Here is a 20,018-nt window from a genome sequence, read left to right as displayed (position 1 = left end):
AGTCGAAAAATGAAAGGGAGACAGGCATGAGCAAGGTATCAATGACCCTTCCCGAGGGCTTCATTCTGGGGGCGGCGGCGTCCGCCTGGCAGACCGAGGGATGGTCGGGTAAGAAAGCCGGGCAGGATTCCTATCTGGACTTGTGGTACAAGCGCGACCGTCAGGTGTGGCACAACGGCTACGGCCCGGCGGTGGCTACCGACTTCTACAACCGCTACCGCGAAGACGTGGCGCTGATGAAGCAAACCGGGCTGACCCATTTCCGCACCTCCATCAACTGGTCGCGCTTTATGCTGGACTACGAGAACGGTGTGGTGGATGAAGAATACGCCGCCTACATCGACAACCTGATCGACGAAATGCACCGGCAGGGCATCGAACCGATGCTGTGCCTGGAGCACTATGAGCTGCCGGCGGTGCTGTTCGAGCAGTATCAGGGCTGGTCGTCCAAGCAGGTGGTGGAGTGGTTCGTACAGTACGCCGACGCGGTGTTCGCCCGTTATGCCGGTAAGGTTAAACGCTGGTTCACCTTCAACGAGCCTGTCGTGGTGCAGACCCGTGTCTATCTGGACGCGGCGCGCTATCCCTACCAGCAGGACACCGGCGTCTGGATGCAGTGGAACCACCACAAGAATCTGGCGACCGCCAAAGTGGTGCAACTGTTCCGCGACAAAGGCTATCACCGGCAGGGCGGCAGCATCGGGGTGATCCTCAATCCGGAAGTGACCTATCCCCGTTCCAGCGCCGCGCACGATGTGGAAGCGGCGCGCTTGTATGATCTGTTCTACAACCGGGTATTTCTGGATCCGGCGCTGAAAGGCGAGTACCCGGCGGAGTTATTGGCGCTGCTGGAAAAACATCAGGTCAAATGGGATTACAACGAGGAAGAGCTGGCGATCATCCGCGCCAATACCGTGGATGAGGTGGGGATCAACCTCTACTACCCGCACCGGGTCAAAGCGCCCAGCCGGGCGTGGAACAGCAACACGCCGTTCCACCCGGCCTACTACTACGAGCATTTCGAGCTGCCCGGCCGCCGCATGAATAAGTCCCGCGGCTGGGAAATCAACCCTCGCATTATTTACGACATGGCGATGCGCCTGAAAGATGAATACGGCAACGTGCCCTGGTTCGTGTCGGAAAACGGCATGGGGATTGAAAACGAAGGGCAGTTCAAAGACAGCCGCGGCGTGGTGCAGGATGATTATCGCATCGCGTTCATCGCCGAGCACCTTTACTGGACGCTGAAGGCGCGCGAAGACGGGGCCAACTGTCTGGGCTACATGCTATGGGCGTTTACCGACAACGTCTCGCCGATGAACGCGTTCAAGAACCGTTACGGCCTGATTGAAATCGATCTGGAGCACGACCGGCAGCGGCGGCCGAAGAAATCGGCAGGCTGGTTCCGTCAGGTGCGGGACAGCGGCGTGCTGGCGTTCGAACTGGACGATGAAGATAAATAAGGGGGAAAGATGAAACGGATCGTACTGGCCTGCTCGGCAGGCATGTCCACGTCGCTGGTGGTGACCAAGATGGAAAAAGAAGCGACGGCGCGCGGCATGGAATTCCAGATTTACGCCATTCCCGAACAGAACCTGCGGGATGAACTGCAAACCTACGGCGGCGATATTATTGCGGTGCTGCTGGGGCCGCAGGTGCGCTTCAAGCTGACGGAAAACAAGAAACTGACCGACGAGTACCAGATTCCGATTGCGGTGATCGACTCAGTGGCTTACGGCACCCTGAACGGCGCAAAGGTACTCGATCAGGCGCTGAGTTTGGTAAACTGAGCCTCTGATTGCTGTAAAGCGCGGACCGGTGGTGCCAACCCCGGTCCGCGTTTAGGCTGTGGCCCCTGACGAACGCGCGCTGTGCCGGCGAGGTGATGATTCAGGGGCGCGCAGCCTGGTATCCGGCCCCGCGTCGGGGCGGCAGCGGTGTTCAATTCTCGGCCGTTCAGGGTGGCATTGTGGCGAAGGTTGTGGTTCTACAAGAAAGAAAGCAATACCAGGAAATAGGGTGTGACCTGAGGGAGAAAATCCAGCAGGGGGAGTACCCGGTCGGGTCGCGTCTTCCGCCGGAGCGGAATATCGCGGAAACTTACGGCGTCAGCCGCACCATCGTGCGTGAAGCGTTGCTGATGCTGGAGCTGGAAGGCACGGTGGATATCCGCCAGGGGTCGGGCGTGTACGTGCTGCGCGTGCCGTCGGCGGAGGAGCCGTCTCCCAATGCGCAAAATCGCATCGGCGCGTTTGAAATGCTGCAGGCGCGTCAGTTGCTGGAAAGCAATATCGCCGCCTTTGCCGCCCGCATGGCGACCCGTAATGATATCGATACCTTACGGCATACGCTGGAGCAGGAGCAGGCGGCCATCGCCGCCAACGATTACCGCAGCGATTTCGACAAAATCTTTCATCTGCAGGTGGCGGGCGCCACCCAAAATCAGATGCTGCTGGAAACGGTCAGCAATATCTGGTCCTGCCGGGACGAAAGCCCCATCTGGCAGCAGCTTTACAGCCATGTCGGCAACCACGGCTACCGGCTGAAATGGCTGGCGGACCACCAGACGATACTGGCGGCGCTGCGCCGTCGGGACGTCAGTGGTTCTTATCAGGCGATGTGGCAGCATCTGGAAAACGTCAAAACCACCCTGATGGAGATTTCCGACGCCGAAGCGCCGGAATTTGACGGCTACCTGTTCGATTCGGTACCGATCTTTCAGGGAAAACTGGTCTGACGCATGACGACGATGAAATCTAAGCCAACGATTGGTTATCTAACGATTGGCTATCTGGCGGATTACCCGCATTTTGAAACCCAGGTCGTCGACTGGCTGTGGCTGGCGTTTGGCGACGGGCTGAGTCGGGACTTTTTTGCCAGCGTCGTGCATCACAGCATGGACAAGCAGGCGTTGCCGTTGACGTTTGTGGCGCTGGAAGGCGAGCGACTGGTGGGCACCGTCGGGCTATGGCGCTGCGATCTGATCAGCCGGCAGGATCTGACCCCCTGGCTGGCGGCGCTTTATGTGGACGAGCACTACCGCGATCGCGGGCTGGGCGCTGAGCTACAGCGCTTTGTGGTGGAGTTCAGCCGCGAGCGCGGCTTTCACGATCTCTATCTCTACGCCGGTTTCAGCGGCTACTACGAACGCCACGGCTGGCGCTATCTCGGCGACGCGCCGGAGTACCCCGATAAAATGGTGCGGCTGTACCACCGTTCTCTCGGGTGATTTGTGCTGTTGACAAACAGCCTTGTTGTTTTTTACTGCCGATTCATTTGAGAGTGGTGAGAGATTTCGTGCTTGATGACTTTGGTATCCCTTTGCAACATCGTCGCACGCACGACAAGGAGAGGCTCAGCGCCGCCTCTCCTTGACCTCTGGCTAGTGGCTAAACTGTGCCGCTACCGCGGTCCCTTCGGCGTTCGCCTTCGCTGTTCGGGCCGCCCGTGACGCGTTCCAGACGCGGCACGGGCTTTCGCGACGTCCTGTCGCTCACCCGGCGAAGTCGCCCGCCTCAGCACAGTTTTTGACGCCGTAAAACCATCACCTTTAGCTAAAGGTGCTTACCAGTATCTGCTGCGTCTTAATGCCTTACTAATTTAGTGCCCATTATTCAAACTGGCGACTGAATGCCGGCGGATCAGCGTCGGGTGGAACAGGTTGATGGCGTTGGGCAGCGGCGTGTCGTTGGACAGAGCCAGCGCTATCTGCGCTGCCTGCGTCGCCATCGCGGTGATCGGGTAGCGAATAGTGGTAAGGCGCGGGCGCAGGTAACGCGACAGCAGCACATCATCGAAGCCGATCAGCGACATATCCCGCGGCACCTCAATCCCGTTATCGCTCAGCACCGCCAGCGCGCCGGCGGCCATCGGGTCGTTGTAGCAACTCAGCGCAGTCAGCGGGCGGCCGCGTTCCAGCAGCGTGATCATCGCGGCTTCGCCGCCGCTTTCGTCCGGTTCGCCGTAGGCGATCAACTGCTCATCCAGCGGAATCGCGTGTTCGGCCAGCGCGTCCCGGTAGCCGGCCAGACGGTCATCGGCGTCGGAGATGGCGTGATTGGAACACAGGATGCCGATCTGACGGTGCCCTTGCAGGATCAGGTGTCGGGTCGCCAGCCAGGCGCCGTAGCGGTTATCCAGCGCCACGCAGCGCGCTTCATACCCCGGTAGGATGCGATTGATCAGCACCATGCCCGGAATCTGTTCCATCAGTTGCGTGAGTTCCTCATCCGGCAGCATTTTGGCGTGGACCACCAGCGCCGCACAGCGGTGGCGAATCAACTGTTCGATCGCCTGACGCTCCTTGTGCGCCACATGGTAGCCATTGCCGATCAGCAGGAAGTTGCCGGTGCGATAGGCCTCCTGCTCCACCGCTTTGACCATCGTGCCGAAAAAGGGATCGGATACGTCGGACACCACCAGCCCCAGCGTTTCGGTGGATTGCTGGGCCAGCGCGCGGGCGTTGGCGTTCGGATGGTATTGCAACTGCTGCATGGCCTGCAGTACGGCGTTGCGCGCCTGTGCGCTGGCTTTCGGCGAATCGTTGATGACGCGCGACACGGTTGCGACCGACACGCCCGCCAGCCTGGCGACGTCCTTAATGGTGGCCATGGAGGTTTCCTGTTGTTCTTAGAGCCTATCCCATTAGGGCTATTTCACTTGCCATTTTGGCCCTGGGCAGTGCTCGAAATCCTCACGTACTATGTGTACGCTCCGGTTTCTGCGCGTTGTCCGAGTCCAAACTGGCTGCGCCAATAACGCCTACTGGGATAGGCTCTTAATGTGAAAATGGTGCGCTGAATCAAGTGACTGCCAGAGTGTCACGGAATTAAGCCGCAGCCGCAAGAGGCGGGGATCGCAACTTTCGCTGTCGGCGCGTCGTCATACTCTCCCCGGCCGCAATATTGGTGAAACGTAAATATGTTGTTTGCCATACGTTATGGGTGTGTTTCTTCAACGAGCCGTCATCCTGCGCCGGGTGGGCTCATCGCTTTCAGGGAAGTCACTGCATGAAATATGTCATTCTGATGGTGTTTATTCTGGCGGTCGCCTACGTCCACTTTCGTGGTCGCGTACGTTATAAGTTCTGGCGCCAACTGTCGGATCACTCAACCTTTACCGCGCCGCTCAACGGCTTTATGTACTTGTTTTCCCGCGTCCCGGTGACGCCGTATCTCAGGCCCGGCCATTTCCCCGAACTGGCGGTGTTGCAGGAGAACTGGCCGATGATCCGGGAAGAGGGGGAAAAGCTGCTGGCGATGCAGGAAATCAAAGCGTCGGATCGCTATAACGACGCCGGTTTCAACTCGTTCTTCAAGACCGGCTGGAAACGGTTCTACCTGAAATGGTATGAGGATGCCCATCCGTCCGCGGATGTGATGTGCCCCAATACTACGGCGTTGCTGCGTTCGCTGCCGTCGGTAAAGGCGGCGATGTTCGCCACCCTGCCGGACGGTAGCCGTTTGCCGCGCCATCGCGACCCGTATGCCGGTTCGCTGCGTTACCACCTGGGGCTGAATACGCCCAATGACGATCGCTGCTTTATCGAGGTCGACGGCGAGCGCTACAGCTGGCGGGATGGCGAAGGCGTGCTGTTTGACGAAACCTATATTCATTATGCGGAAAACACCAGCGGCCAGAACCGGCTGATCCTGTTTTGCGATATCGAACGGCCGATGCGCTATCGCTGGGCGCAGGCGGTTAATCACTGGGTGGGGCGCAATCTGATGAGCGCGGCGGCCGCGCCCAATACCGACGCGGATCGCACCGGCGGGATTAACCGGATCTTCCGCTATGTTTATGCGATCAGAAAAGTGGGCAAGCGGCTGAAAAGCTGGAATAAGCCGGTTTACTATCTGGTGAAGTGGACGCTGTTCGGCGGTATCGCGGCGCTGATCTGGCTGGCGCTATAGCCGGTTCGAACGGCGATCGTCCGCCGGCTGAATTCTGGTCGGCGTCGGTCGGTAAAGTCGGCCGAATTGCATGACAACTGTTGTTTTTCACGGCTTTATTACAGCTCACTCGAGAATTTTACAGTTGGTTGCACTTCGAACGTTTATCTTTCGATTCTGCGCTAGTGATTCGGGATGACTCTCTTTAGAGTAACAAGTCCCAGAGGTATTGATGGGTGACAAATCGATGTGTTCTCCACATTGAACCATTCAAATTGCACCAACCTACGCGGATGCGTAGGTTTTTTTTTGCCTGCGTTCCGGCAGGCGGGAAAATAATACCCTTGTCACAAATAAAAAAGAAATCCTGCCACCTGTCAGAGGCGCGATTGACGCCAAAAATAGCGGGTGATAGTTTCTGCTTATTGCATAAGGCTTGTTACCGTTCGGCGGGCAAAACATAAGTGCAGCAACAGTATGAAGTCGACTGACTTCGCCGTCTGCTGTATTTAAGTTTTGCCCGTTTCTGTTTTCAGGAGAAATGCGATGAAGATAACTCAAGTCCTGAATAATAATGTAGTCAGCGTTACCGACAATCAGGGGCAGGAGCTTATCTTGACCGGCTGCGGATTGGGTTTTCATTCCCGAACCGGGCAGGATGTGGAAATGCCGCGGGTGGAGAAAATATTTCGTTTGCAGGATAACGTCATTTCCGCGCGTTTTAAGGACCTGGCGCAGGAAGTCCCGCTGGAAATATTGCAGCTGACCAGCGACATTGTCGAAACGGTGAAAAAGCAACTACAGCAGAAACTGAGCGAAGGCATTTACGTCACGCTGGCCGATCACCTCGCGTTCGCCCTGCAGTGCCAGCGCAACGGCACCCTGATTCAGAACCCGCTGCACTGGGAAGTGCGCCACTTCTACAAGCAAGAGTATGCCGTGGCGGAGCAAGCGCTCGCGTTGATACGGGAAACGCTGGGCGTCACTCTGCCGGAAGATGAGGCATGCAGTATTGCGTTGCATATCGTCAATGCCGAGCTTGGCGAGAATATCGGCAATATGAAGCAGATTACGCAGCTGATTTACCAGGTGCAGAATATCGTCAAATATTATTTTCAGGTACCGCTGGATGAAAACAACGGCAATTATTACCGCTTCATTACCCACCTGAAGTTTTTTTCTCAACGGGTGGTGGAAGGCGCCTCGCTGGATAATGACGACGGCGATTTATTTACCATGGTTCAACAACGCTATCAAAAAACGCTGGGCTGTGTGGAAGCCATCAATACCTTTATCAAAAAAAACTACCAACACACCATGACCAATTCGGAGAAACTCTACCTAACCATTCATATCGATAATATGATCCATTATCTTACCCAAAATAATTCGAGTTGCAGAAAGGCGGCAACCGAATGAATCCCCGGGAGCTTACATAAGTAAGTGACCGGGGTGAATGAGGGCAGCCAACACACCGGCAACGTGAAGTATGAAGGGTATAAATCATTCCGAATAGGCTTGTTACTGGCAGCGGCGATATCCGCTGACGCAGGCAAACCCCAGAGGAACAAAGCGCCACGGTAAATACCGTGCGGTTGTTGCAGAAATCGTAAGATTTCTTTCTGGAAAGAGGAATTATTATGTCAGTTAATTATCAGGAGACGGCAAAGAACATTGTGGCGCTTGTCGGAGGGGAAGGAAATATCCGACAGGTTTTTCATTGTATTACCCGATTGCGTTTTTATTTGCATGAAGCGCAACGTATCGATCGCGCCCAGTTGGAAGCATTAGACGGGGTAATTGGTATTAATGTCGCCGGCGAACAGTTTCAGGTGATCATCGGCAACGACGTGGCGGATGTCTACCGCGCGTTGATCCGGCAGTTTCCGCTGCTGGCGAGCCAGACCGCCGACGCCCCGGAGGCCGGGCGGCCGCGACACCCTATCTCGGCGTTGCTGGAAGCGTTTTCCAGCATCTTCTCGCCGGTGATCCCGGCCATTGCCGGCGCCGGTATTCTCAAAGGGATTCTGTCGCTGCTGGTGGCGCTGCACTGGGTATCCAACACCAATCAAACCTACCTGATCCTGTCCGCCATCAGCGACGGCATTTTTTACTTCATGCCGCTGGTGCTGGCGTTCAGCGCCGCCCACAAGTTTGGCTGTAATCCGTATGTGGCGGTGGCGCTGGCGGCCACGTTGTTGCATCCCACCCTGACCAAGCTGTTTCAAGGCGGCGGCGAGATTACCTTCCTCGGGCTGCCGGTATCGCCGGTGTCTTACGCTTCGTCGGTGATCCCGATTCTGCTGGCGGTGTGGCTGATGTCCTGGGTGGAGCGCCGCGTCGACCGCATCATGCCCGGCGCACTGAAAACCATGTTCGTGCCGCTGCTGACGTTGCTGATCGTCGCGCCAGTCATGCTGATCGCCATCGGCCCGCTCGGCATCATCGTCGGCAACCATCTTTCCACCGGTATCGTCTGGCTGGTGGACAACATGGGCATTCTCGCCGGGCTGATTCTGGGCGGCACGCTGTCGATGATCATCATTACCGGCATGCACTATGTGCTGATCCCCATCATGATCAACAACATCAGCAAGATGGGGTTCGATCCGTTCAAGATAATCTTCTATATCGCCAACATGGGGCAGGCGGGGGCGGCGTTCGGCGTGTTCCTGCGCGCCCGCGACAAGAAAACCAAGTCGCTGGCGTTGTCCACCAGCCTGACCGCCACTATGGGCATCACCGAGCCGGCGATGTACGGCGTCAATATCCGTTTCAAACGCCCGTTCGCCGCCGCGCTGATTGGCGGCGCCTGTGGCGGCGCGTTCGCCATGTTTTTCGGGGTGAAAACCTACGCCTTTGCCTTGAGCGGACTGCCGGGGTTACCCGCGTTGGTGGGGCCGACCTTCCTGTACGCGCTGGCCAGCATGGCGATTTCTTTCACCACGGCAACGGTGATGACCTGCGTACTCGGATTCGAGGAGAACGTGGAAAAAGCCGCCGTACCGCATGAAGGGCAGACGGTAATGCCGGCCGCGCCGGTGGCGCTGAGCGGACATGACGGCTCGTTGTTCCATAACGACAAGCTGCTCCATAGCGAAAAGCTGTTTGCGCCGGTAGCCGGGCGGGTGGTGGCGCTGGAGAGCCTCAGCGATCCGGTCTTTGCCGGGGAGGTATTCGGCAAGGGGATCGCCATCTACCCGGAAAACGGCGAACTGCTGTCGCCGGTTAATGGGCGCATCGAATCGATATTCGACACCCACCACGCGCTGACGCTCAAAAGCGACACTGGCGCCGAGGTGCTGATCCACATCGGCATCGATACCGTCAAACTCGACGGCCGCCACTTTATTCGTCACGCCCAGCCCGGGCAGATAGTGGAAGTGGGCGAACCGCTGGTGAGTTTCGACTTGCCGGCGCTACTGGCGGAAGGCATCGACCCCAGCGTGATCGTGATCGTCACCAATACCGAATGTTATGGCGAAGTGAGCCCGTTGCTGAACGGCGACGTCCACTCGCGCGACGCCTTGATGAAACTGACCGCTGCGGCGGCCTGAGGGAGAGGAAACAAGCATGAGCGTATCAAAAACGTATCCATCGGATTTAAACGCTTTTCCACCGGATTTTCTGTGGGGCGGCGCGACGGCCGCCAACCAGCTGGAAGGCGCCTGGAACGTGGGCGGCAAAGGGTTGTCGGTATCGGACGTGTATACCTTTGACAGCCGCACGCCCAAAGAACGCTGGCTGGATCAGTGGTTGTTTATGACCCACCGGCAGGTGGAGGACGCGCAGGACCCGCAAAGTAAAAAGTACTATCCAAAGCGTAGGGGCAACGGCTTTTATTACCACTACAAGGAAGATATCGCGCTGTTCGCCGAGATGGGCTTCAAGTGCTTTCGTATGTCGATCGCCTGGACGCGCATTTTTCCGCGCGGCGACGAAACCGAACCGAATGAAGACGGGCTGGCGTTTTACGACCGGGTGCTTGATGCCCTGCTGGCGCACAACATTCAGCCGATTGTGTCGTTGTCCCACTACGAGATGCCGTTGTGTCTGGTCACCGAATACGGCGGCTGGCCCAACCGTAAGCTGGTCGATTTCTACGTGCGTTTCGCCACCACGGTATTTGAGCGCTATCGACACAAGGTCAAATACTGGATGACCTTCAACGAGATCAACTGCGTCAAGCATCACCCCTACGTCAGCGTCGGGGTGATCGAGGAAGACAATCCGCATCTGGAGCAGGACAAGTATCAGGGCGTGCACCACCAGTTCATCGCCAGCGCGCTGGCGACCAAGGCCTGCCATCAGATCATTCCCGGCTCGCAGGTCGGTTGCATGATCAGCTACCAGATCCTTTATCCCAACACCTGTCACCCGGACGATCTACAGGCTTGCGAGGAAGCGCAGCGGGTGTCGCTGTTCTTCAGCGACGTGCAGGCGCGCGGCTACTATCCGGCCTATACCGACCGTATGCTGGCGGAAAAAGGCGTGGTGCTGAACAAGGAACAAGGGGACGACGAGATCCTGCGGCAGTACCCGGTGGATTACGTGTCGTTTAGCTACTACATGTCCAGCACCGTCAGCGCCCACCCGGAAAAGCTGGAAAGCGCGACCGGCAACCTGATCACCGGCGGCATCCGCAACCCCTACCTGCCCACCAGCGAGTGGGGCTGGCAGATTGACCCGAAAGGGTTGCGGCTGGCGCTCAACCAGCTGTATGACCGCTATCAGAAACCGCTGTTCATCGCCGAAAACGGGCTGGGCGCGGTGGATAGCGTCAACCCGGACGGTTCAATTGACGATGACTACCGCATCGAATACCTGCGCCAACATGTGGAACAAATGAAGGAAGCGCTGGCGGACGGCGTCAAACTGTTCGGCTACACCTGGTGGGGGCCGATCGACGTAGTCAGCGCCGGCACCTCGCAAATCTCCAAGCGCTACGGCTTTATTTACGTCGATCAGGACGACGACGGCCACGGCACCCAGCAGCGCTCGCGCAAGAAGAGCTTCTACTGGTATCGAAAATTGATCGCCTCCAACGGCGCGGACCTCGACTGACCCAGACGCCGGCGGCGCGGGCCGTCGGCTTTACCGGACATGTAAGGAGTGATCATGGCTCGTTTCCCGCAAGGGTTTTTATGGGGCGGCGCGATTGCCGCCAATCAGGCGGAAGGCGCCTGGAATGAGGACGGCAAAGGGCCGTCGATTGCCGATGTGGTACGCGGCGGCATCGTGGCGGGCAAACCGGATACGGCGATCGACCCCGCAAGTTACTACCCCAGCCACGAGGCGATCGATTTCTATCACCGCTACCGGGACGACATCGCCCTGTTTGCCGAAATGGGGTTCAAATGCTTTCGTACCTCGATCGCCTGGTCGCGCATTTTCCCGCAGGGGGATGAGGCGCAGCCCAACGAAGCGGGGCTGCGTTTCTATGACCAGTTGTTTGACGAACTGTTGAAGTACGGCATCCAGCCGGTGATTACCCTGTCGCACTATGAAACGCCGCTGGCGTTGTACCAGCGCTACGGCGGCTGGCACAACCGTAAACTGGTGGAGTATTTCGTTCGCTATTGCGACACGGTGTTTCGCCGTTATCGGCACAAGGTGAAGTACTGGATGACGTTCAACGAACTGAACAACATGAACCGTATCCCGTTCGCCGCCGGCGCGGTGCAGCCGGGGCCGGAGGAACGGCTGGCGGTGATTTATCAGGCCAGCCATCACATGTTTGTCGCCAACGCGCTGGCTAACCAGTTGTGCCATCAGATAATCCCGGGCGCCCGCATCGGCTGCATGCTGTCCCTGAGCACCGTTTATCCGCACAGTTGCCGCCCGGATGACGTGTTCGAAACGATGCAGATGCGGCGTCGCTCGCTGTTTTACGCCGACGTGATGATGCGCGGCCACTACCCGGCTTACAGTCAGCGGATGTGGCGCGAACACGGCATTGAACCGGCGATGGAAGAGGGCGATCTGGCGCTGCTGGCGGCGCATCCGTCCGACTACCTCGGGTTCAGCTATTACCGCAGCGCCACCTATCAGGCCGGTATGCCGGTGCTGGCGGATACCGGCGGGGTGATCGGCAAGGAAAATCCGTATCTGCAAAGCACCGACTGGGGCTGGCCGATTGACGCCAAAGGCTTGCGGCTGGTGTGTAACGAACTGGCGGATCGCTATGAAAAGCCGCTGTTTATTGTCGAAAACGGCTTCGGTGGGGTGGATGTGCCGGACGCAAACGGCGTCATCAACGATGACGACCGCATTCGCTACGGGCAACAGCATCTGCACGAGGTGGCGCAGGCGATAGCCGATGGCTGCGACATCATGGGGTACACCTGGTGGGGGCCGATTGATATCGTCAGCGCCGGCACCGGCGAGATGAAAAAGCGCTACGGTTTTATCTATGTGGATAAGGACAATGACGGCCACGGCACGCTGGCGCGCCGTAAGAAAAAGAGCTTTGACTGGTACCGGCAGGTGATCGCCAGTAACGGCGAAGTGTTATAGATCGTGTCCTGTATGATGCGGAATGCCGTCAGAGTCTCCTCTTGGCGGGATAACCTGCGACACATGGCTGACAAACTTTTTAAATACAGGATAGTGGTTTTTCTGGCGTCAAAAACTGTGCTGAGGTGGACGACTTCGCCGGGTGAGCGACAGGACGTCGCGAAAGCTCGTGCCGCTCAGGGAGAGCGTCACGGGCGGCCCGAACAGCGAAGGCGAACGCCGAAGGAAGCGCGCAGCGCCACAGTTTAGCCATCAGCCAGTGGTCAAGGCGAGGTGGCGTTGAACCTCTCCTTGTCGTGCGTGCGGTGACGTTGCAAAGGGACAACCGACGTTATCACGCACGAAACCTCCCACTGTTCTGGCATAAATTTGTCTGTCACAAAACAATAGGGCTGTTTGTCAGCATCCCCGTTCGGGCCGCAACCCGCCCGATCTTTCCCCGCCGCAGCCTGATGATTTTCGGCCGTTTTTTTACTCCCTGTCGCCGCTGATTCCGGCGGTGTTTTCATCGCTAATGTTGGCGTGGTTTATGGTATGGTGAACCCGTTGACGGGGAGCTGCGCCACGGTGCGCGCGTTATCCCGACGTCGCGGTTATGCCGGCGGCGAAAGTGAACAATCGATGGGAGCGAGCGATCATGAACAATCGGCGGCATGTGGGTCCAAACCGGACAGGGTTACTGTGTACACATAGGGAGGTGGGATGATTTATACCTTTTTACGCTGGGTGCTGAAGCATCTGTACCGCATTCAGGTAACGGGTGATGAAAGCAGTTTCCGGCAGTCAAAGATATTGATTACCCCAAACCACGTTTCATTCCTTGATGGCGTGTTGATGGCGCTGTTTCTGCCGGTGCAAAGCAAACCGGTGTTCGCCGTCTATTCCAGTATCACCGACCGCTGGTTCATGCGCTGGTTGAAACCGTATATCGATTTTCTACCGCTGGACCCGACCAAACCGCTGGCGATTAAACAGTTGATCCGACTGGTGGAGCAGGGCCGCCCGGTGGTGGTGTTCCCGGAGGGGCGAATCACCGTCACCGGTTCGCTGATGAAGATTTACAGCGGCGCGGCGTTTGTGGCCGCCCGCGCCGGCGCAACGGTGGTGCCGGTACGTATCGAAGGAACGGAGTTCACCCATTTCGGCCGTCTGGGCGGTGTGTTGCGTCGCCGTCTGTTTCCGCCGGTTTCCCTCCACTTTTTACCGCCGGCCCAACTGCCGATGCCGGTGGCGTCTTCGGCGCGCGAGCGCCGCGAGCTGGCGGGAGAAGCGTTGCATCGCATCATGATGGACGCACGCATGGCGGTGCGCCCGCACCATACGTTATATGAAGCCTTTCTGGCCGCCTGCGCCCGTTACGGCTACCACTCGCCGTGCATTGAAGACATCAACCTGAAGGAAGACAGCTACCACGGATTGCTGAAAAAATCGCTCGGGGTGTCGCGCATTCTGCAGCGCTTTACCGGCGAGCGCGAACATGTCGGGTTGCTGCTGCCCAACGCCACCGTCACCGCCGCCGCGATTCTCGGCGCGTCGCTCGGCAGCCGGGTGCCGGCAATGCTCAACTATACTTCCGGGGCGAAAGGGATTCAGAGCGCGATGACCGCGGCGCGGATTAAAACCATCGTCACCTCGCGGCAGTTTCTGGAGAAAGGCAAGTTGACCTACCTGCCGCAGCAGGTGAAAGAGGCTAACTGGGTCTATCTGGAAGATTTGAAGGATACCGTTACGCTGTCGGACAAACTGTGGATCCTGTTCCACCTGCTGTTCCCGACGCGCGCCATGCGCCCGCAACAGTCGGACGACGCGGCGATCATCCTGTTTACCTCCGGTTCGGAAGGCAACCCGAAAGGGGTGGTGCATACCCACAACAGCCTGACGGCCAACGTGGAGCAGATCCGCACCGTAGCCGATTTCACGCCGCGTGACCGTTTTATGTCGGCGCTGCCGCTGTTCCACGCCTTCGGGCTGACGGTGGGGCTGCTGACGCCGCTGATGACCGGCGCGCGGGTGTTCCTCTATCCGAGTCCGTTGCATTACCGCATCGTGCCGGAGCTGGTGTATGACCGCAACTGCACGGTGCTGTTCGGCACCTCCACCTTCCTCGGGCACTATGCGCGCTTCGCCCATCCGTACGATTTCGCCCGCCTGCGCTACGTGGTGGCCGGGGCGGAAAAACTGTCCGAACGGGTGCGGACCGTATGGCAGGACAAATTCGGCATCCGCATTCTGGAAGGCTACGGCGTGACCGAGTGCGCGCCGGTGGTGGCGATCAACGTACCGATGGCGTGCAAACTGCATTCCGTCGGCCGGCTGTTGCCGGGCATCGAGTCGCGGTTGATTCCAGTGCCGGGCATCCATCACGGCGGCCGTCTGCAACTGCGCGGGCCGAACGTGATGAAAGGCTATCTGCGGGTGGAAAACCCCGGCGAGCTGGAGTTGCCCGCGGCGGAAAACGAGCTGGGGCAGCGTGAAGCGAACTGGTACGACACCGGCGACATCGTCGATCTGGATGAACAGGGCTTCTGCACCATCGTCGGCCGCGTTAAGCGCTTCGCCAAGCTGGCCGGGGAAATGGTGTCGCTGGAGAGCGTGGAGCAACTGGCGAATCAGGTATCGCCGCAGGCGCAGCACGCCGCCAGCGCCCGCAGCGACAGCAGCAAAGGGGAGGCGCTGGTGCTGTTTACCACCGATGCCGGTCTTACCCGCGACAGCTTGCTGACGCAGGCGCGCCAGAGCGGCATGCCGGAACTGGCGGTGCCGCGCGATATCCGTTACCTGAAAGAGCTGCCGTTGCTGGGCAGCGGCAAACCGGACTTCGTCACGCTGCGCCAACTGGCGGAACAGCCCGCTGGTGAGGCGGCGGAGGAGGCCGGGGAACAACCGGAGCATGATGCATGAGTAATCAGATTTCTCCCTCGTCATCGCTGTTTTCCCGCGGCATGAACGCGGTGATGGTGGCGCAGTTTTTCTCCGCCTTCGGCGATAACGCGCTGCTGTTCGCTACGCTGGCGCTGGTGAAATCGTTGGCTTACCCCGACTGGAGCCAGCCTTTCCTGCAGATGGGGTTTGTCGCCGCCTATATCGTGCTGGCGCCGTTTGTCGGCCAGTTCGCCGACAGTTTCGCCAAAGGGCGGGTGATGATGTTCGCCAACGCCCTGAAGCTGGCCGGCGCGTTGCTGATCTGTCTGGGCGGCAATCCGTTTCTGGGCTACACCCTGGTGGGGTTGGGCGCGGCGGCCTATTCCCCGGCCAAGTACGGCATTCTGGGCGAAATCACCCGCGGCGATCAGCTGGTGAAAGCCAACGGCCTGATGGAAGCGTCCACCATCGCCGCCATTCTCACCGGATCGGTGGTGGGCGGCGTGCTGGCCGACTGGCAGATCTACGGCGCGCTGGCGGTGTGTGCGCTGGCTTATGGCATCGCGCTGGCCGCCAACCTGCTGATTCCGAAACTGGCGGCGGCGCGCCCCGGCGCGTCCTGGCGCCCGGCGCGCATGACCCGCTCGTTCTTTGACGCCTGCCGCGTGCTGTGGCGCAACGGCGAAACCCGTTTTTCGCTGGTCGGCACCGGCATGTTCTGGGGCGCGGGCGTGACGCTGCGTTTCCTGCTGGTGCTGTGGGTGCCGCTGGCGCTGGGCATCAACGACAATTCGACGCCGACGCTACTCAACGCCATGGTGGCGGTGGGGATTGTGGTCGGCGCGGCGGCGGCCGGTAAGCTGGTCACGCTGAAAACCGTGCGACGCTGCCTGCCCGCCGGGGTATTGATCGGCGTGATGGTGGTGGTGTTCACCCTGCAACACAGCCTGATTAGCGCTTACGCCTGCCTGCTGGTGCTGGGGGCGCTGGGCGGCTTCTTCATCGTGCCGCTCAATGCGCTGTTGCAGGAACGCGGCCGGGAAAGCGTGGGGGCGGGCAACGCCATTGCGGTGCAGAACCTGGGCGAAAACGGCGCCATGCTGTTGATGCTGGCGCTCTACTCGCTGGCGGTGAAGGTCGGCGTGCCGGTACTGGCGATCGGCGTCGGCTTCGGCGTGCTGTTTGCGCTGGCCATTGCCGGTTTGTGGGTCTGGGTGCAGGTCACCCAGTGGCGGCGTCGGCCTGAATCGGCGGCAACGACCCATTCGGCTGACGGCGAATAAGGAGCGGCGATGAGTCTGATTTGGCATGACTGGGGCGTGAAAGACCTGAACCCTTATGCGCTATACGACATTTTGCGCCTGCGCAGTCAGGTCTTTGTGGTGGAGCAGCAGTGCGCCTATCAGGACCCGGACGGTCTGGATCTGGTGGACGGCAACCGCCATGTGACCGCCTGGCAAAACGGCAGGTTGATCGCCTGCGCGCGATTGCTGGCGCCCCATGACGGGCAGGACGCCGTAACCATCGGCCGGGTGGTCGTCGCGCCCGACGCGCGCGGTCAGCAGTTGGGGCATCAGTTGTTGATGCATTCACAGGCCGCCTGTGCCCGACACTGGCCGGGGCGGGCGCAATACTTGTCCGCGCAGGCGCACCTGCAGCATTTTTATCAACAGTTCGGTTTTGCCGTCTGTGGCGACGGTTACGACGAGGATGGGATTCCCCACGTGCCGATGCGAACGGCGGGGTAATGACGGTTCTGTAAAGGTGACCCGCCTGCCTGTGCGGCAGGCGGGGCGCCGATCAACTGGCGGTATGGGAAATGGAACTGCCGAGTTTCTGAACGTCCTGACCGAATCCGCGAGCGGTGTTGCAGCCGGTCAATGCGGTCGCCATAAATAGCGTGGCAACCAGTAGGGTGATCGTTTTCATGGTGGTTTACCTTTTATAGCGTATAACGGGGCAAATCCCGCCTTCACTTTGTCATAATCCCGTGCCGGAATTCAACGTGTCGTCAGTCGGTTAAGCCGGATTTTTGTGCTGCGACCGTGTCTCTTAGCTACTCATTCTTCCGCCAGAAACAGCTCCAGCAACGAGTTGAGAAACAGCTTGCCGTGTTCGGTCACCTGCCAGTGCTGCCCGGTTTCGGTCAGGTAGCCTTGCGCCAGCGCCGCGTCGATGTACGGACGGATGGCGCTTTCCGGCAGTCCGGTGTAGGCGGTGAAATCAGCGCGCGGCGCCGGTTCCAGCAACCGGAAACGGTTCATGAAGAACTCGAACGGCCGGTCGGCCATCGCCACCTCGCTGCGTTGCTGCAGGTAATTGCCCTGCATGTAGCCGCGTGGGTGGCGGGTTTTCACCGTGCGCACAATACGGCCGTCGGCGAAGGTGATTTTGCCGTGAGCGCCGCAGCCGATGCCCAGATAATCGCCGAAACGCCAGTAATTGAGGTTGTGCTGGCACTGGTAACCCGGTTTGGCGTAGGCCGAGGTTTCATACTGCTGATACCCGGCGTCGCTCAACAAACGGTGACCCTGCTCGAAAATGTCCCATAGCGCATCGTCGTCCGGCAGCACCGGCGGGCGCGAGCCGAACAGGGTGTTAGGCTCAATGGTTAACTGATACCAGGACAAGTGCGGCGGGTTGAGCGCGATGGCCTGACGCAGATCGTCCAGCGCGTCGTCCAGCGATTGTTCCGGCAGCCCGTGCATCAGGTCGAGATTAAAACTGCGCAGCCCCAGACCGGCGGCCAGCCGGGCGGCGCGTTTGGCCTCTTGTGGACCGTGGATGCGGCCCAGCCGCGTCAGTTTATCCGGGCTGAAACTCTGCACGCCGATGGAAATCCGGTTGATGCCCGCCCGCTGGTAGCCGCTGAAGCGGTCGGCTTCCACCGTGCCGGGATTGGCTTCCATGGTGATTTCCGCCTCGGCCGGCAAGGACAGCCTTGAGCGCACGCCATCCAGCAACTGTTGCATCGCCTCGGCGCTGAGCAGGCTCGGCGTGCCGCCGCCGATAAAGATGCTGTGCAGAGGACGCCCGCCCGCCAGCGGCAGGTCGGCATCCAGATCCGCCAGCAGGTGCGCCACGTAATCGTCGTGCGGCACCTCGCCTTTCAGCGCGTGGGAGTTGAAGTCGCAATAGGGGCACTTCTGCACGCACCAGGGAATGTGGATGTACAGGCTGAGCGGCGGCAAATTAAGCATGTCGCAGAGCATCCAGCAGCTGACGCAATGCCTGACCGCGGTGGGAGAGGGCGTTTTTCTCTTCGCGGCTCAGCTCGGCGGCGGTTTTGCCGACTGACGGCACAAAAAACACCGGGTCGTAGCCGAACCCGCCTTCACCGGCCGGCGCGCGGGCGATGACGCCCTGCCAACTGCCGTGGCACACCAGCGGCGTCGGGTCGTCGGCGTGACGCAGATACACCAGCACGCAGTGGAAGCTGGCCTGACGCTGTTCGTCCGCTACGTTGTCCAGCGCCGCCAGCAGTTTGTCCAGATTCTGCCGATCGCTGGCGTCTTCCCCGGCGTAGCGGGCGGAGTAAATCCCCGGCGCGCCGCCCAGCGCGTTCACCGCCAGACCTGAATCGTCGGCGATGGCGGGCAGGCCGGTTTCACGCGCGGCGTGGCGCGCTTTCAGAATGGCGTTTTCGATAAAGGTTAAACCGGTTTCCTCGGCGGATTCGACCCCCAGCGTGGTTTGCGCTACCACGTCGAGGCCGAAATCCGCCAGCAGACCGGCGAGTTCACGCACTTTACCGGCATTGCCGGTGGCTAAAACCACGTTTTGCATCTGTTGTTCCTGCAATGTTCAGGGTAGTTGTTCAGGGAATCGCTTCCGTTCAGGGAATAACGTCTGTTCAGAGAATAAATTCCGTTCAAAGAATAACTTCAGGGGATGAGTTCCGCGACATCGGCCGGGATGGCTTGCGGGTTGACGATTCTAATCTGTTTGTGACGTCCAAGCTCGCCCTTTTCGATGGTCACCATGCCTTTGGCGACGCGAAACTGTTTGGCAAGAAATTTGATGAGGTGTGCGTTGGCCTGACCGTCCACCGGCGGTGCGGTGATGGCGACTTTAAGCTCGTCGCCATGCAGCCCGACAATCTGATCCCGGCTGGCTTTCGGCTGAATATACAGCCGAATCACCAACCCGTCTTCGCAGCGACTGACGGCACTCACAACAGGAACCACAGCCCCGGGAAAAAATCCATGCCGAGATAGTTCAACAGGTACAGCACCAGAATCACCACCATCGGCGAGAAATCCAGCCCGCCGGCCGACGGCAGAATGCGGCGCACCGGCCCCATCAGTGGTTCGGTCAACTGATGCAGCATGTAGTCCACCGGGCTGCGGCCCTGGCTTATCCAGCTCATCAGCGAACGGATAATCACTATCCAGAACACCAGATAACCGGCGGATTTGACCAGCGCCAGCAGCCCCACCAGCAGGTTGATCGGGCTCAGCGACAGCGAGCCGACCTGAATCAGCAACAGTAACGGATACTTGAGCGTGGTGAGCAGAAACGCCAGCAGCAGCGAGGCGCTGTCGATCGGCCCCAGCGACGGGATGATACGGCGTAGCGGCCCGATGATCGGCTGGGTGAGCTTCACCACGAACTGCGCCAGCGGGTTGTAAAAATCACTGCGCGCCCACTGCATCCAGATGCGCAGCAATAACACCATCACGTACAGGTCAATCAGGGTTTTGACCAGAAAAGTCAGGGTCAGCATGAGACGGTTATTCCTTCATTAAA

At 59.2% G+C, this 20,018-nt stretch carries 18 protein-coding genes; 12 read left to right on the top strand and 6 right to left on the bottom strand.

The genetic code is table 11. The annotated features are described in order from the left end of the window. Positions 1–26: 26 nt before the first annotated feature. The 4 genes from DXX3274_RS18120 (at position 27) to DXX3274_RS18105 (ending at position 3,229) form a co-directional block, all read left to right on the top strand. Positions 27–1,463 carry a glycoside hydrolase family 1 protein gene (locus DXX3274_RS18120; protein ID WP_042860952.1) on the top strand — a complete coding sequence of 479 codons (1,437 nt, stop codon included), beginning with the start codon at positions 27–29 and terminating at the stop codon, positions 1,461–1,463. Between the two features lie 9 nt (positions 1,464–1,472). Then, on the top strand, positions 1,473–1,790 hold the full coding sequence (locus DXX3274_RS18115) for a PTS sugar transporter subunit IIB (protein ID WP_042860951.1): 318 nt from the start codon (positions 1,473–1,475) through the stop codon (positions 1,788–1,790). A gap of 179 nt (positions 1,791–1,969) precedes the next feature. Next, complete coding sequence (locus DXX3274_RS18110; RefSeq protein ID WP_038921112.1) at positions 1,970–2,737, top strand: FCD domain-containing protein; 768 nt, start codon at positions 1,970–1,972, stop codon at positions 2,735–2,737. A 3-nt stretch (positions 2,738–2,740) separates the two neighbouring features. Next, entirely contained in the window at positions 2,741–3,229 is a 489-nt protein-coding gene (locus tag DXX3274_RS18105; protein ID WP_050569898.1) for a GNAT family N-acetyltransferase, read from the top strand. Positions 3,230–3,600: 371 nt separating this feature from the next. On the opposite strand, the gene galR is transcribed toward DXX3274_RS18105, so the two are convergent. Continuing rightward, positions 3,601–4,611 (bottom strand): HTH-type transcriptional regulator GalR, encoded by a 1,011-nt coding sequence (gene galR / locus DXX3274_RS18100; RefSeq protein ID WP_042860949.1) that lies wholly within the window; start codon positions 4,609–4,611, stop codon positions 3,601–3,603. Positions 4,612–5,009: 398 nt separating this feature from the next. Here galR and lpxO point away from each other — a divergent pair, with 398 nt between their 5' ends. The 8 genes from lpxO (at position 5,010) to DXX3274_RS18060 (ending at position 17,017) form a co-directional block, all read left to right on the top strand. Continuing rightward, positions 5,010–5,912 (top strand): lipid A hydroxylase LpxO, encoded by a 903-nt coding sequence (gene lpxO, locus DXX3274_RS18095; RefSeq protein ID WP_042860948.1) that lies wholly within the window; start codon positions 5,010–5,012, stop codon positions 5,910–5,912. 525 nt (positions 5,913–6,437) lie between these two features. Then, positions 6,438–7,310, top strand: a complete 873-nt coding sequence (licT, locus tag DXX3274_RS18090; protein ID WP_042860947.1) for a BglG family transcription antiterminator LicT — start codon at positions 6,438–6,440, stop codon at positions 7,308–7,310. A 221-nt stretch (positions 7,311–7,531) separates the two neighbouring features. After that, complete coding sequence (locus tag DXX3274_RS18085) at positions 7,532–9,448, top strand: beta-glucoside-specific PTS transporter subunit IIABC (RefSeq protein ID WP_042860946.1); 1,917 nt, start codon at positions 7,532–7,534, stop codon at positions 9,446–9,448. Positions 9,449–9,464: 16 nt separating this feature from the next. Then, positions 9,465–10,955 carry a glycoside hydrolase family 1 protein gene (locus DXX3274_RS18080; protein WP_042860945.1) on the top strand — a complete coding sequence of 497 codons (1,491 nt, stop codon included), beginning with the start codon at positions 9,465–9,467 and terminating at the stop codon, positions 10,953–10,955. 54 nt (positions 10,956–11,009) lie between these two features. Then, the gene (locus DXX3274_RS18075) at positions 11,010–12,407 is read left to right on the top strand and encodes a glycoside hydrolase family 1 protein (protein WP_042860944.1); all 1,398 of its coding nucleotides are present in this window, start codon (positions 11,010–11,012) and stop codon (positions 12,405–12,407) included. 702 nt (positions 12,408–13,109) lie between these two features. Beyond that, the gene (aas, locus tag DXX3274_RS18070; RefSeq protein WP_042860943.1) at positions 13,110–15,308 is read left to right on the top strand and encodes a bifunctional acyl-ACP--phospholipid O-acyltransferase/long-chain-fatty-acid--ACP ligase; all 2,199 of its coding nucleotides are present in this window, start codon (positions 13,110–13,112) and stop codon (positions 15,306–15,308) included. After that, positions 15,305–16,552, top strand: a complete 1,248-nt coding sequence (gene lplT, locus DXX3274_RS18065) for a lysophospholipid transporter LplT (protein WP_042860942.1) — start codon at positions 15,305–15,307, stop codon at positions 16,550–16,552. Before aas ends, lplT begins: the two co-directional genes overlap by 4 nt. A gap of 9 nt (positions 16,553–16,561) precedes the next feature. After that, positions 16,562–17,017: a GNAT family N-acetyltransferase gene (locus DXX3274_RS18060; protein WP_038666075.1), complete on the top strand. Its 456-nt coding sequence runs from the start codon at positions 16,562–16,564 to the stop codon at positions 17,015–17,017. A gap of 52 nt (positions 17,018–17,069) precedes the next feature. Here DXX3274_RS18060 and DXX3274_RS18055 read toward each other — a convergent pair whose 3' ends face one another. From DXX3274_RS18055 to DXX3274_RS18035, 5 genes are all read right to left on the bottom strand, one after another. After that, entirely contained in the window at positions 17,070–17,198 is a 129-nt protein-coding gene (locus tag DXX3274_RS18055) for an entericidin A/B family lipoprotein (RefSeq protein ID WP_038666077.1), read from the bottom strand. Positions 17,199–17,329: 131 nt separating this feature from the next. Continuing rightward, positions 17,330–18,469 (bottom strand): radical SAM family heme chaperone HemW, encoded by a 1,140-nt coding sequence (gene hemW, locus DXX3274_RS18050; RefSeq protein WP_042860941.1) that lies wholly within the window; start codon positions 18,467–18,469, stop codon positions 17,330–17,332. After that, on the bottom strand, positions 18,462–19,055 hold the full coding sequence (locus DXX3274_RS18045; protein WP_042860940.1) for an XTP/dITP diphosphatase: 594 nt from the start codon (positions 19,053–19,055) through the stop codon (positions 18,462–18,464). The genes hemW and DXX3274_RS18045 overlap by 8 nt, the downstream gene beginning before the upstream one ends. A 98-nt stretch (positions 19,056–19,153) precedes the next feature. Continuing rightward, on the bottom strand, positions 19,154–19,444 hold the full coding sequence (yggU, locus tag DXX3274_RS18040; protein ID WP_038666082.1) for a DUF167 family protein YggU: 291 nt from the start codon (positions 19,442–19,444) through the stop codon (positions 19,154–19,156). Then, complete coding sequence (locus DXX3274_RS18035) at positions 19,441–19,995, bottom strand: YggT family protein (protein ID WP_038666084.1); 555 nt, start codon at positions 19,993–19,995, stop codon at positions 19,441–19,443. The genes yggU and DXX3274_RS18035 overlap by 4 nt, the downstream gene beginning before the upstream one ends. Positions 19,996–20,018 lie beyond the last annotated feature (23 nt).

This window comes from Dickeya sp. NCPPB 3274, assembly GCF_000406205.1.
Taxonomy (GTDB): Bacteria; Pseudomonadota; Gammaproteobacteria; order Enterobacterales; family Enterobacteriaceae; genus Dickeya; species Dickeya fangzhongdai.
Note: the sequence above shows the minus strand (reverse complement) of the source record. Positions and strands in the feature narration are given on the sequence as shown.

Bases quoted from the DNA above. Each gene is read 5' to 3' on its own strand.
- DXX3274_RS18120 (WP_042860952.1), top strand. From the start codon at position 27: ATGAGCAAGGTATCAATGACCCTTCCCGAGGGCTTCATTCTGGGGGCG.
- DXX3274_RS18115 (WP_042860951.1), top strand. From the start codon at position 1,473: ATGAAACGGATCGTACTGGCCTGCTCGGCAGGCATGTCCACGTCGCTG.
- DXX3274_RS18105 (WP_050569898.1), top strand. From the start codon at position 2,741: ATGACGACGATGAAATCTAAGCCAACGATTGGTTATCTAACGATTGGC.
- galR (WP_042860949.1), bottom strand. From the start codon at position 4,611: ATGGCCACCATTAAGGACGTCGCCAGGCTGGCGGGCGTGTCGGTCGCA.
- lpxO (WP_042860948.1), top strand. From the start codon at position 5,010: ATGAAATATGTCATTCTGATGGTGTTTATTCTGGCGGTCGCCTACGTC.
- licT (WP_042860947.1), top strand. From the start codon at position 6,438: ATGAAGATAACTCAAGTCCTGAATAATAATGTAGTCAGCGTTACCGAC.
- DXX3274_RS18085 (WP_042860946.1), top strand. From the start codon at position 7,532: ATGTCAGTTAATTATCAGGAGACGGCAAAGAACATTGTGGCGCTTGTC.
- DXX3274_RS18080 (WP_042860945.1), top strand. From the start codon at position 9,465: ATGAGCGTATCAAAAACGTATCCATCGGATTTAAACGCTTTTCCACCG.
- DXX3274_RS18075 (WP_042860944.1), top strand. From the start codon at position 11,010: ATGGCTCGTTTCCCGCAAGGGTTTTTATGGGGCGGCGCGATTGCCGCC.
- aas (WP_042860943.1), top strand. From the start codon at position 13,110: ATGATTTATACCTTTTTACGCTGGGTGCTGAAGCATCTGTACCGCATT.
- lplT (WP_042860942.1), top strand. From the start codon at position 15,305: ATGAGTAATCAGATTTCTCCCTCGTCATCGCTGTTTTCCCGCGGCATG.
- DXX3274_RS18060 (WP_038666075.1), top strand. From the start codon at position 16,562: ATGAGTCTGATTTGGCATGACTGGGGCGTGAAAGACCTGAACCCTTAT.
- DXX3274_RS18055 (WP_038666077.1), bottom strand. From the start codon at position 17,198: ATGAAAACGATCACCCTACTGGTTGCCACGCTATTTATGGCGACCGCA.
- hemW (WP_042860941.1), bottom strand. From the start codon at position 18,469: ATGCTTAATTTGCCGCCGCTCAGCCTGTACATCCACATTCCCTGGTGC.
- DXX3274_RS18045 (WP_042860940.1), bottom strand. From the start codon at position 19,055: ATGCAAAACGTGGTTTTAGCCACCGGCAATGCCGGTAAAGTGCGTGAA.
- DXX3274_RS18035 (WP_038666084.1), bottom strand. From the start codon at position 19,995: ATGCTGACCCTGACTTTTCTGGTCAAAACCCTGATTGACCTGTACGTG.